The organism is Tessaracoccus sp. SD287 (assembly GCF_017355265.1).
Lineage (GTDB): Bacteria > Actinomycetota > Actinomycetes > Propionibacteriales > Propionibacteriaceae > Aestuariimicrobium.
The window spans coordinates 15032-27445 of sequence record NZ_JADIJQ010000023.1 but is presented as its reverse complement, the minus strand read 5'-3'; the positions used below and the strand labels follow the sequence as shown (position 1 = coordinate 27445).

General features: G+C 70.9%; 11 protein-coding genes. 8 read left to right on the top strand and 3 right to left on the bottom strand.

Going from position 1 to position 12414, the window contains the following annotated elements; genetic code table 11:
- The first annotated feature begins 50 nt into the window (after positions 1–50).
- From rlmN to IPV09_RS09985, 8 genes are all read left to right on the top strand, one after another.
- On the top strand, positions 51–1271 hold the full coding sequence (rlmN, locus tag IPV09_RS10020) for a 23S rRNA (adenine(2503)-C(2))-methyltransferase RlmN (protein WP_207475122.1): 1221 nt from the start codon (positions 51–53) through the stop codon (positions 1269–1271).
- A gap of 524 nt (positions 1272–1795) precedes the next feature.
- Complete coding sequence (locus IPV09_RS10015) at positions 1796–2965, top strand: ABC transporter substrate-binding protein (protein WP_207475100.1); 1170 nt, start codon at positions 1796–1798, stop codon at positions 2963–2965.
- Complete coding sequence (locus tag IPV09_RS10010; RefSeq protein ID WP_207475099.1) at positions 2962–4914, top strand: ABC transporter permease; 1953 nt, start codon at positions 2962–2964, stop codon at positions 4912–4914. The genes IPV09_RS10015 and IPV09_RS10010 overlap by 4 nt, the downstream gene beginning before the upstream one ends.
- Complete coding sequence (locus IPV09_RS10005) at positions 4911–5783, top strand: ABC transporter ATP-binding protein (protein ID WP_207475098.1); 873 nt, start codon at positions 4911–4913, stop codon at positions 5781–5783. Before IPV09_RS10010 ends, IPV09_RS10005 begins: the two co-directional genes overlap by 4 nt.
- Positions 5776–6504, top strand: a complete 729-nt coding sequence (locus IPV09_RS10000; RefSeq protein WP_207475097.1) for an ABC transporter ATP-binding protein — start codon at positions 5776–5778, stop codon at positions 6502–6504. Before IPV09_RS10005 ends, IPV09_RS10000 begins: the two co-directional genes overlap by 8 nt.
- On the top strand, positions 6501–7418 hold the full coding sequence (locus tag IPV09_RS09995; protein ID WP_207475096.1) for a uroporphyrinogen decarboxylase: 918 nt from the start codon (positions 6501–6503) through the stop codon (positions 7416–7418). Before IPV09_RS10000 ends, IPV09_RS09995 begins: the two co-directional genes overlap by 4 nt.
- Positions 7415–9355 (top strand): FAD/NAD(P)-binding protein, encoded by a 1941-nt coding sequence (locus tag IPV09_RS09990; protein WP_207475095.1) that lies wholly within the window; start codon positions 7415–7417, stop codon positions 9353–9355. The genes IPV09_RS09995 and IPV09_RS09990 overlap by 4 nt, the downstream gene beginning before the upstream one ends.
- Positions 9352–10044, top strand: coding sequence for an SDR family oxidoreductase (locus IPV09_RS09985; protein ID WP_207475094.1), 693 nt, complete (start codon positions 9352–9354; stop codon positions 10042–10044). The genes IPV09_RS09990 and IPV09_RS09985 overlap by 4 nt, the downstream gene beginning before the upstream one ends.
- Here the strand turns inward: IPV09_RS09985 and IPV09_RS09980 are convergent.
- Genes IPV09_RS09980 through IPV09_RS09970 form a run of 3 tightly spaced genes read right to left on the bottom strand, consistent with a single transcriptional unit; the run spans position 10031 to position 12355 of the window.
- Positions 10031–10606 (bottom strand): NUDIX domain-containing protein, encoded by a 576-nt coding sequence (locus IPV09_RS09980; RefSeq protein ID WP_207475093.1) that lies wholly within the window; start codon positions 10604–10606, stop codon positions 10031–10033. The genes IPV09_RS09985 and IPV09_RS09980 overlap by 14 nt on opposite strands.
- Positions 10603–11778, bottom strand: coding sequence for an LOG family protein (locus IPV09_RS09975; protein WP_370590280.1), 1176 nt, complete (start codon positions 11776–11778; stop codon positions 10603–10605). The genes IPV09_RS09980 and IPV09_RS09975 overlap by 4 nt, the downstream gene beginning before the upstream one ends.
- A gap of 10 nt (positions 11779–11788) precedes the next feature.
- The gene (locus IPV09_RS09970; RefSeq protein ID WP_207475120.1) at positions 11789–12355 is read right to left on the bottom strand and encodes a rhomboid family intramembrane serine protease; all 567 of its coding nucleotides are present in this window, start codon (positions 12353–12355) and stop codon (positions 11789–11791) included.
- Between the last annotated feature and the right edge of the window lie 59 nt (positions 12356–12414).

Below are 12414 nucleotides of genomic sequence, written 5' to 3'. Positions count from 1 at the left end.
CGGCGCAGGCCGTGGCGCCCCGCCCTCGCTCCGCTCACCAGGTGGCGCCGATGCCCGCCGCCGAGAACCGGGCCGGCCACGGCAAGAACCACGCGGCCGCGCCGCTGCCGATGCCCGCCCAGCCCCTGGCAGAGGGTGGCAAGGCGCTGCCGCTGGTGTTCAAGGCGCCCCGGCGCCGCAAGCCCGAGGCGCACTGGATCGACCTGTCGACCGAGGAGCGCATCGCCGCCGTCGAGGCTCTGGGACACCAGAAGTTCCGCGCCACCCAGCTCTCGCACCACTGGTTCGAGCGGCTGGCCCACGACCCCCAGGAGTGGACCGACCTGCCCGCAGACTCCCGCGAGGAGCTGTCCAGTGCCTTGTTCCCGCAGCTGCTGACGGAAATCAACCAGCAGCGTGCTGACCGCGGCGCCACCATCAAGACGTTGTGGAAGCTGCACGACGGGTCCCTGGTCGAGTCGGTGCTGATGCGCTACCGCGCCGGTGAGCATTCCGCGGCACGCACCACCATGTGCGTGTCGTCCCAGGCGGGCTGCGGCATGGCCTGCCCGTTCTGCGCCACGGGCCAGGGCGGCCTGCAGCGCAACATGTCCACGGGCGAGATCGTGATGCAGGTGCTGGACGGGGCCCGCAAGCTGAGCCGCGGTGAACTGCCCGGCGGCCCGGGACGCGTCAGCAACGTCGTGTTCATGGGCATGGGCGAGCCCCTGGCCAACTACAAGGCGGTCATCGGAGCGGTCCGCGCCCTGACCACCCCCACCCCGCACGGGTTGGGGATGAGCGCCCGCGGCGTCACCGTCTCGACCGTCGGTCTGGCACCGCGCATCGACCAGCTCGCCGACGAAGGCATCCCGGTGACCCTGGCGCTGTCGCTGCACGCCCCCGACGACGAGCTGCGCAACGAACTCGTCCCGATCAACACCCGCTGGAGCGTCGACGAGGTCGTGGACGCGGCCTGGCACTACGCCGAGAAGACCCGCCGCCGGGTCTCCATCGAATACATCATGATCAAGGACATCAACGACCAGCCGCAGCGTGCCGACCTGTTGGCCAAGGTGCTGGCCAAGCGCGGCACCTGGGGCTGGTTCCACGTCAACCTGATTCCTCTCAACCCCACGCCCGGGTCGATCTGGACGGCCTCAGACCCGGCCGTGGAGGCCGAGTTCGTCCGTCGCCTGGAGGCCAGGGGAGTGCCGGTGACCATCCGTGACACCCGCGGCAGCGACATCGACGGTGCCTGCGGCCAGTTGGCGGCCACGGTCACCCCCTGAGGGTCCAGCACCCCGGGACGCCCGCCGCGCCCGCTGTTCGCCGGTAGCGGAACGGGGCACCCTCACGGCCCACCTGCTGGCCGTCGGTGGAACGGTGCCCGCGCAGTCGTCTAGTCTCTGCGGTGAGGACAGCATCGAGAAGGAGCAGCCGTGAACAGCTCACCGCGTCGCAGTGGCACCACCCATCCGGGTGCCGCCAACATGCGCGTGCTGGGCATGCCCCGGTTCTGCCACCCGAGCTCCGATCGTCCCACCAACGCTCGTCCAGTGTGTTGTCACTGACGTAGCCGGACGTCGATGGGCTGAGCCCGTCGACTGCCCGCGCGGCACTGCCGCCCGGTCAGCTGGTCCCGTCGCCCCACCCGGGCCTCGACGGTCGACCCGACTGACCACCCGCCACACCCACGGCCACCAGCCCATGCCCTGGTGAGCCCCAGTGACCTCCGCGGGAGGTTCGCACCCTCCAGAACCGACTTTTCGTCGGCCATCACGCGTCACCACGGCGCTTGCACGAAGGAACTCCCATGACCTCCAACCTGACTCGACTCGGCCGCCGCGGCTTCCTGTTCGGGGCCGCCGGCTCCGCCCTGGCCCTCAGCGGCTGCTCCGTGCTGCAGTCCAGCGCCGGCACCACCGGCGCCGCCGCCTCCGCGGTGATCAAGTTCGGCGTCTCCGCGCCCAGGACCGGCCCGCTGGCCGAGTACGGCAAGTACTACGAACAGGGCTTCGCCGTCGCCCTGGACGTCATCAACGGCGCTGGCGGCGTCGACGGCAAGCAGGTCGAACTGGTCTGGGAGGACTCCCAGTCCGACCCGAAGCAGTCGGTGCCGGTCGCCCAGAAGTTCGTCGCCGACTCCTCGATCATCGCCGAACTCGGCGACTTCAGCTCCGGCGCCTCCATGGCCGCGACGCCGGTCTACCAGCAGGCCGGACTGGTGCAGTTCGGGTTCACCAACTCCAACCCCCGGTTCACCGCCGGCGGCGACAAGGCCTGGACCACCTCGCTGACCCAGGAGAACTACCAGGAGCACTACGTCAAGCTGCTGAAGAAGTACGGCGACACCGTGGCCGTCTTCTACCAACAGACCGACTGGGGCAAGACCTCCTTCGAGCTGTTCGAGAAGTACGCCGGCCAGGCCGGGCTGAAGGTCACCTACTCCAGCGCCATCAACCCCGAGTCCCAGGACTTCCGTCCGGTGCTGCTGCGGGCCCTGGACAGCAAGCCGCAGACCGTCGCCCACCTCGGCTACGGACCCGACGGGGGACTGCTGGTCAAGCAGCTGCGCTCCCTGGGCTTCACCGGCAAGACGCTGGCCGGGCAGACCACCCCGCAGTTCCTCGAGATCGCCGGGAAGGCGGCCGAGGGCGTCGTCCTGGCCGAGAACTTCACCCTGTCCGACACCTCCAACCCACGCCAGGTCGAGTTCGTGGACAAGTTCCGCACGAAGTTCGGCATCGACCCCGGCGCGTTCAACATCTACGCCTACGACGCTTTGCAGGTGCTCGCCCAGGCCGTGGCCATCGGCGGCGCCAGCCGCGAGGGCATCTTCAAGGGGCTCAGCGCCGGCAAGTCCTTCCACACCATCCTGCTCGGCGACCTGGTCTTCAGCGCCCAGCGCCGCCCCGAGCGGGTCGTCCTGAAGGAACTCGAGGTCGTCAACGGTGAGTTCGTCAACAAGGGCGTCCTCAAATGATCGAGACCTTTTTGGCCGGCCTGATCCACGGCAACTCCTACGCCCTGGTGGCGGTCGGCGTCTCGCTGGTCTTCGGCGTGGCCAATGTCGTCAACTTCGCCCACGGCTCGGTCTTCGGGTTCGGCGCCATGCTCGGCTGGTGGTTCCTGGCCGTGCTGGACTGGCCCTTCGTGCTGTCGGTGGCGGCGGTGCTGGTCGCCACCGCCATCCTGGGCCTGGTCATCAATGCGGTGGCGGTCAAACCGTTGTCCCGGGCACCGGCCATCGCGGCCCTGTTGGCCACCTTCGCGGTCTCGATGATCCTGGACAACCTGTCCCAGATCATCTTCGGCCCGCAGTACCGGTCCTTCCCCGAGGCCCTGCCGAACAACAACCTGCAGATCGGCATCCTCACCTTCGGCACCTCCGACGTCGTCATGCTCGGCGTCACCCTGGTCGTCATGACCACCCTGGCGCTGTTCCTGCGCTACGGGCGCTACGGGCGCGCCATCCGCGCGACCGCGCAGGACCCGGACGCCGCCCGCCAGATGGGTGTCCCCGTCGGACGCGTGCAGGCGCTGGCCTTTGCCATCGCCTCGTCGCTGGGCGGCCTGGCCGGCATTTTCGTGGCCCTCTACACCACCAGCGTCTCGCCGACCTCGCACATCCTGACCGGGATGATCGGCTTCGTCGCCGCCACCATCGGCGGGCTGGGCTCGATCAGCGGTGCGGTGCTGGCCGGATTCCTGCTCGGCGTCGTGGAGGCCTTCGGGGTCTACTGGCTGGGGGAGGGCATTCGTGACCTGCTCACCTTCGGTGCGCTGCTGGTAATCCTGGTGGTCCGTCCCCACGGCCTGTTCGGGTCGAGGTCGGCGATCGCCACCGAACCCATGACCGGCACCTTCTTCGGGGGTGGCCGGCCGTTGCGCCTGGGCCGGAAGACCTGGGTGGGGTTGGCCCTCGTCGGGGTGGTGCTGATCCCGGCGCTGGCGACCGCACCCTTCCTGGCCGTCGCCTACCAAGTGGTGCTGATGGCCATCGTGGCCGTCCCGATGACGCTGCTGTCGGGTTCGGCCGGGCAGGTCTCGCTGGGCCAGGTGGCCCCGCTCGCGGTGGGGGCCTACGCCTCGGCCTTGCTGGCCCTCGACCTGGGGGTGCCGCCGCTGATCGCCATCCCGGCGGCCGGGCTCATCTCGGCGCTGCTGGTCACCCTGCTCACCCTGCCGATCTGGAAGCTGGGCGGCCACTACATCTCGATTGCCACCCTCGGCGTCGGCTACGTCGTGGTCGCACTCATCCGTGCCGCCGAACCGCTCACCCGCGGTGCCTACGGGCTGCCCGGCATCCCGCCGCTCAGCATCGGCGGGCACGTGCTGGCGCTGCCGCTGGAGTTCTACCTGGTCGACCTGGCCTTTCTGGTGCTGGCGCTGTGGGTGACCATGCGCATCCGCAAGTCGCACCTGGGCCTGACCCTCAACGCGGTCGGCTCCGACCAAGTGGCGGCCCGGTCCCTGGGGGTGCGCACCCGGGACTACAAGGCGCTCTCGTTCGCCATCGCCGCCTTCTTCGCCGGCATCTCGGGGGCGCTGATGGCCCACCAGAACGGCTACATCGACCCGACCCTGTTCCTGATCGCCACCTCGGTGCTGGCGCTGACCATCATCGTGCTGGGCGGCATCAACTCCCCGATCGGTGCCATCTTCGGGGCCATCGTGCTGGTCGGCCTGCCCGAACTGCTGCGGATCACCCCGGACGTGCGCATCCTCGGCTACGGCCTGTTGCTGCTGGTCATCATCCGGTTCCGTCCCCAGGGGCTGTTCACCCGTTCGGAGGCGGCCAGGGGTCGTCGGGGCGGCCAGACCGACGACGGTTCCACCGCGTCCGGCCCGCCCGGCGGCGGTTCGACGGGGGCTGATGACCCGGTGCTGGTCCGCGACCGCGCCCGTCACCTGGAAGGGGCCACGGCATGAGCACCGCACTGGAGGTCACCGGCCTGGACAAGTCCTTCAGCGGTGTCCACGCCGTCAACGGCGTCAGCTTCACCATCGAGGAGGGCCAGACCCTGGCCATCATCGGCCCCAACGGATCGGGCAAGACGACCACCCTCAACCTGGTCACCGGCACGCTGAAGCCGGACGCCGGCTCGGTCAGGCTGGCCGGACGCGAGATCGCCGGCCACAGCCCCGAAGAGGTCGCCGAGCACGGACTGACCCGCACCTTCCAGAACGGGCGTGTCTTCGCCACCCTCACGGTGGCGCAGAACATCCAGGTCGGCCTGCACTCGCAGATCCGGGCCCAGCGTCCGTTCGCGAAGTTCGCCCACCTGCCGGTGCTGCGCTGGCTCACCCTGCTGGGCGAGGTGGCGACCGCGCTGGTGACCACCCCGGCCATCAAGGCCGAGCGTGCCGGCACCGACGGGCGGGTGGCCCAGCAGGTGGAGCGTTTCGCCGAACGGCTCGGCCCGCGGGTGGACCACCGCACCCACACGCTGTCCTACGCCAACCGGCGCCGCACCGAGATCGCCCGGGCACTGGTCAGCGAACCCCAGCTGCTGGTGCTGGACGAACCGACAGCCGGCATGAACCAGTCCGAGACCGGTGAGGTGCTGCAGCAGCTGCTCGACCTCAAGGCCTCGGGGCAGACCATCCTGCTGGTCGAGCACAAGCTCGACCTGGTGATGACCCTGTCCGACCGGGTCATCGTCATGGACGAGGGCCGCATCATCGCCCAGGGTCGACCCGAGGACGTGCGCCACGACCCCAAGGTGATCAGCGCCTACCTGGGTCGACGTCACCAGGTCACCGAGGACGAGCAGACACACGGAGAAGACAATGACTGAGCTGTTGCGACTCGAGGGCGTCGACGTCCACTACGGCGAGGCCCGGGCCCTGGACGGGGTCGACCTCACCGTCGGCGAGGGTGAGATCGTCTCGCTGCTGGGCGGCAACGCGTCCGGCAAGTCGACCACCATGAAGACCGTGCTCGGGCTGGTGCGACCCACCGCCGGGCGGGTGCTGTGGAAGGGCGAGGACATCACCGGATGGCCCACCGCCCGTCGCATCGCCGCCGGCATCGCCTCGGTGCCGGAGGCCCGTCGGGTCTTCCCGCAGATGAGCGTCGAGGACAACCTGCTGGTCGGCGCCTGGAGCCGCGGCCGGGACAAAAAGGTCCAGCACGACCTGGCCGAACAGTGGGAACGCTTCCCGCGGCTGCGGGAGCGACGCCACCAGGCCGCCGGCACCCTCTCTGGCGGCGAGCAGCAGATGCTGGCCTTTGCCCGGGCCTGCATGAGCAACCCCACCCTGATCTGCATGGACGAACCCACCATGGGTCTGTCGCCGCGGCTGGTCGACGAGGTGCTGGACACCATCGCCCGGCTCAACCGCGACCTCGGGGTGGCCGTGCTGATGGTCGAGCAAATGGCTGAACTGGCGCTCAGCATCGCCCACCGCGGCTACGTGCTCACCACCGGCCGGCTCAGCCTCAGCGGCACCGCCGCGGAACTGTTGCACGACGAGGCCGTGCAGGAGGCCTACCTGGGCGGAGCGCCGGCACTGTGAACGGACGCGAACGTTTCCTGGCCGCCGCCCGGGGGCAGGCCGTCGACCGGCCCCCGGTCGGCGCCTGGGTGCACTTCGGCACGGCACTGGCCGAGCCCGACCTGGCCGCCGCCGTACACCTGGACTTCCTGCGGGCCTACCAGTGGGACTACCTGAAGGTCATGCACGATTTCCGGCTGCCCACCCCCAGCCAGGGCAGCCTGGCCGAACGGTTGGACGCCTTCGGCACCCTCGGCACCGAGGCGGCCAGTCTGGAGCGGCAGCGTACGGTGCTGGCCGAACTGCGCCGGCAGGCCCCGGACGTGGCCATCGTCGAGACCCTGTTCTCGCCGTTCCAGAGCCTGGTGCGGGCCTTCGGGCAGGACGTCGTCCCGGTGTTCCAGGCCGACCCCGGCCTGGCCGACCGGGTCATCGGACGGGCCGCCGTGCTGCTCGCCGACTACGCAGCCGGCCTGGCCCAGAGCGGCGTCGACGGACTGTTCCTGGCGCTGACCGGGGCGTCTGTCGACTGGACCTCGTTCGGGCTCACCACCGAACAGCACCGCCGCTGGGTCGCACCCCACGACATCACCGTGCTCACCGCCGCCGACGGCCTGGTCCGCATCGCCCACCTGCACGGTGACGACATCGACGTGGACGCCTACGCCGGACACCCCCACGAGGTCACCAGTTGGTCCGACGCGGTCTCGGCGCCGACCATCGCCCAGGTGCTGGCCGCCGGACGCATCCCGCTGCTGGGCCTGGACGAACGCACCGCCAGCTACCTCAGCACCCAGCAGGTGCACGACGCGGTGCTGGCCAAACGCCGCGAGGCCGGCGACCGCATCATCGTCGGCCCGAACTGCACCATGCACACCGACGCCAACCCCGAAGTGTTCACCGCCCTGCGCAGCGCCGTCGAGGTGGCGCTGTGAACGCGCTGATGATCGTCGGGGTCGGGCCGCGGGGCACCATCGTGCTGGAACGCCTGGCCGCCCTGCTGGATCACCACCTGGCCGAGAACCCCGGCTCGGTGGACCCCATCACCGTGCACCTGGTCGAACCGACCCAGTTCGGGGCCGGGGCGGTGTGGCGCACCGACCAGCCCGGCGACCTGTGCATGAACACGCTGGCCGCGGGCTCCACGCTGTTCACCGACGACTCCTACACCGGGCCCGGGCCAACGGTCACTGGCCCCACCTTCTACGACTGGGCCCAGCAGGTCCGCGGGGCCCGCCGCACCGACGACGGGGTCGACCTGGCCGCCTTCGCCCACGAACTCGACCTCACCCTGCCCTACTCCCACCCCAGCCGGGCCCTGTTCGGCCACTACAGCTCGTGGGCCTTCCGGCGTGCCACCCGCACCCTGGCCGAGACCGGCCGGGTCACCATCGTCGAGCACCGCACCCGGGCCGTGGCGCTGGACCGCGACGGCGACCACTACCTGGTCGGGCTGGCCGACGGCAGCCAGGAACGGGTCCGCGCCGTCGTCCTGGCGCTGGGCTGGGTGCCGGTGCTGCCCGGCGCCGCCGATGCCGCCCTGGCCGCCGACCTGGCCGCCCGCCCCGACGCTGAGGACCTCACCTGGGTGGGCCCGGACTCACCCATCGACCAGGACCTCAGCCGGCTGCAACCCGGCCAGCAGGTGCTGGTGCGCGGCATCGGGATGGGCTTCTTCGACCTGATGTCCCAGCTCACCATTGGCCGCGGGGGACGCTTCGAGACCCTGGACGACTACTCCTCGGGCGCCGGGCTGGTCTACCACCCCAGCGGCCGTGAACCGGTGCTGCACGTCGGCAGCGACCGTGGCGTCCCGTTCCTGTCCAAGACCCGCTACGGCTCGATGCCGCCGCGGCCGGCCATGACGAACCTGCGCGCCGCCATCGCCGGCGCTCCCCGGCCGCTGCCGGTCGGGCGCCTGTGGCCGGCCATCCTGCGCGACGCCATCACCGCCCATGCCGCCGTCCTGGTGCGCACCCGCCCCGACGAGCTCACCGACCCCGACCAGCTGGTGCCGGCGCTGGAGTCCCTGCCCCAGGATGCCGACCTCGACGTGGTCCGCCGCGTAATCGCCCGCCACGTCCCCAGCAGGTGGCGGTTCGAACCCACCGACTGGGAGCACCCCGCCGCGCAGGCCACCTTTGACGGGCCGGACGCCTTCGACGCCTTCGTCGTCGGGCTGCTGCAGCGCGACCTGGCCGAGGCCGACCTCGGCCACGACTCGGCCATCAAGGCGGGACTGTGGGCCATCTCGGCGGCCCGCATGCACGTCGGTCTGGCCTGCACCTTTGACGATGTCGACGCCCACGGCGAGCAGGACCTGCAGCGGCTGATGCGCTGGGGTGGGATGCTCGGCTCCGGCCCGCCCGCCTTCCGCAACGAGCAGCTGCTGGCGCTGCACGAGGCGGGCCTGGTCCACTTCGTCGGGCCCCGGACCCAGGTCAGGCTCGGCGAGCAGGGCTTCGAGATGTGGTCACCGCAGGTCCCCGACTCGACGGTGACGTCCAATGCCCTGGTGGACGCCTGGATGCGCAGCCCGCATGCGACCCGCAGCGCCGACCCCCTGGTCAGCGGACTGCTGGACGCCGGACTGGCGCGTCCACTGTCACGACCAGACGGCTCCGGCAGGCGGGTCCATGGCGGCTCGTTCGACGTGCTGCCCGCCACCGGGGAACTCATCGGCGCCACAGGGGACCCCGTGCCGGGACTGTTCATGGTCGGCATTCCGGTCGATGGGGCCCGCCGGGACACCATCCAGGCACCGGTGCCGGGCATTGACTCCAGCACCCTGCGCGAGGCCGGGGCAGTGGCGGCCCGCCTGCTCGACCTGCTCCTCGTCCAGGAAGCACAGGACCTGGAGAAGGCCTCATGAGCGCACCCCCGGTGGCGGTGGTCACCGGCGCCGGTGGCGGCATGGGCCGGGCCATCGTGCTCGACCTGGCAGCCACCCACCAGGTGCATGCCCTGGCCCGACGCGCCGACTCGGTCGCCGACCTGCCGGCGCACGTCCGGGTGCACCTGGGCGACCTGCGCGACCCGGCGCACCTCGACCGGGTGGTCGAGGCCGTCGGACAGGTCGACGTGCTGATCAATGCCGCCGCCATCGGGCACCCGTTGGGCGTGGCCGAGGCCACCGCTGAGCAGTGGCACGACCAGTTGACGACCAATGTCATTGCCCCCGCCGAACTCACCCGCCGGCTGCTGCCCGGACTGCGGGCCCGGCAGGGGACCGTCATTTTCATCGGGTCCGGTGCCGGCACCCGACCGGTGCCGGGTAGTGCCGTCTACACCGCCAGCAAGCATGCCCTGCGCGGGCTGGCCGACGTGCTGCGCATTGACGAGGCGCCGCACCGGGTGCGGGTCGCGACCGTGGCACCCGGCCAGACCGACACCCCCATGCTGCAGGCGAGCATGAGCGCCGGTGGTCAGCCGTACACCCCCGAGCGCTACATCAGCCCCGCCTCGGTGGCCGCGGCCGTGCGCTACGTGGTCGACGCCCCACCCGACGTGCAGATCACCGACGTCGCGGTCCGTCCCCGGGTCGAGATCAGTCGACTCTGAGGTCCTCGGACGCGCGGGCCACCGCCACCGCCCGCCCGACCAAGTCGCGCACCTCGGCGCGGATGTCGGATGGCAAGGCGTCCACCTCGAACCAGGCGACGTCGTGGGATTCGTTCGAGGTCACCGGGACGGCGTCGCCCGGCACCGTGGTCACCCAGCGCAGGTCCAGGTGTTCGGCGCAGGCACCGAACCCTGCGCCGAGACGGTGGGCATCCAACTCGACGGGCACCAACTGGCGGGTGAGCGCGATGCCGGACTCCTCGGTGCCCTCACGCCGGGCCGCGGCCTCGATCGAGGCGTCACCGGCCTCGAGATGACCGCCGAACTGCAGCCACGCACCGGCCTTGCGATGGTGGGTGAGGAGCACCCGTTCGAGCCGGTCGTCGAGCACCACGACCGCGGCGGTGAAGTGAGCGGGCAACTCGCCCTTGCGCAGGGCCCCCACCCCGTCGCGTGCGGCCACGTGCCGGTACCGCTCGAGCAGCGCGACCTGTCCCGGCTCGGACGTCGGCCACCCGCGAAGCAGACCGTGCACGTCGTCCAGCAGCCCCGGCCAGGTCACGCCCGGGCCCCGTCCGGGTCGGCGACGTCGCAGACCAGGGCCAGCGCCTCGTCGACGGTGTCCACCAGGTGCACGACGGCCCCCATCGGGCGGCCGTGGCCCAGGGCCTGCAGCAGCGGATGGACCGGCAGCGTCCGGGTCCAGTGCTCCCGGCCCACCAGCACCATGGGTGCGGGCGGGGTGCCCGGCGGCAGGTAGTAGTTGCCGGTGGCGAACTGGAAGACCTCCTGCACGGTGCCTGCGGCGCCCGGCAGGTAGATGACACCACCGCGGCAGCGTTGCAGCAGCACGTCCTCGCGGATCGCGTTGGAGAAGTACTTGGCGATGTGGGTGGCGAAGACATTCGGCGGTTCATGGCCGTAGAACCAGGTGGGGATGCCGACCGAGGTGCCCGGCGCCGACCAGCCCCGCAGCACCTCGACGGCTCGTCGTGCCCACGCCGTGATCCCCGGACCGCCCTGCTCGACAGGGGCGAAGCCGGGAACCTCCGCGAGCAGGTCGATGGCCTGACCCAGGGCTTCGGCGTTGACGGCGTCACCGGGGGCGGTGAGTCGCGCCCCCAGGTTCGCGGCCTCCATCGCTCCGGGACCGCCTCCGGTCAGCACCATCCGGCCGTGATGCGCCAACAGGGCCCCGAGTCGGGCGGCCTCGCGATAGGTCTGGCCGCCGCGCTGGGCGGCATGGCCCCCCATGATGCCGACGCAGTGGTCGGCGGGGACCCCTGCCAGCAGTTCGTCGAGGGCGTCACTGACCCCGTGGTCGTGCAGGGACTGGGCCAGGGTGCCGGCCAGGCTGCTGGCGGCCGGTGACTGGAACCAGGCGTAGACCTGCGCGTCCGGGGTCGCGGCGTAGCCGTGGTCGAGTCCCGCGTACAGCTCGGCGCCGACGTGCATGCCATTGCGGTAGGCGTCGAAGGGCAGGTCGGGCAGCTTCGGGAAGATCAGCGCGCCGCGGTCCAGCAGGCTGTCGACGTCCGGTTCGGTGAGGACGCAGCCCAGGAAGATGACGCCGGAGACCTGGGCTCGCCGCAGCGCCGGGCCGCGATCGGTCAGGTCCAACGACTGCACCGAGACACCCGACTGGGCGCCCGGCCGCAAGTACTGGTGCGGGGTCGGGGACTGGTCGGCGGCCCAGGCATCGAAGGCGTCAAGGGTGTCGATCTCGAGGTGCACCCGGCAGAGCTTACGGTGCGCTGACCCTCGCCGAGGCCGGTCGCCCGCGATGCATCGCGAAGGCCGCCAGCACGCCGCCGACCAGACCGCCCAGGTGGCCCTGCCAGGACACGCCGCTGTCGGCCGGCAGCACGCCCAGCAGGATGCCGCCGTAGAGCAGCCCCACCACGATGCTGACCACGATCTGCTTCACCTGCCCGGTGATGAAGCCACGCACCAACAGGTACCCGAACCAACCGAAGATGATGCCGCTGGCGCCCAGCGTCAACGAGTTCGCAGGGGCGAGCAACCACACCGTCAGTCCGCCGACGAGGACCGCCCCGGCGGTGGCACCCAGCCATTCGCGCCAGCTCGACGAGAGCACGAAGAAGCCGAGCACGAAGAACGGGATGGTGTTGCTGATCAGGTGGTCCCAGCCCACATGCAGCCACGGTGCGGTGAAGATCGACCAGATGTTGTCGAGGTCACGGGGACGAATGCCCAGCAGGTCCAGGGTGCCGCGCAGCAGGGTGTCGATCGCCTCCAGCACCCACATCACGGCGACCAGCACACCGTTGACGATGGCAGCCTGGGCCATCTGCGACTTCTGCCGCAGGGACGTCGAAGAGCGAGGAGCAACAGTCACCCTCCCAGTGT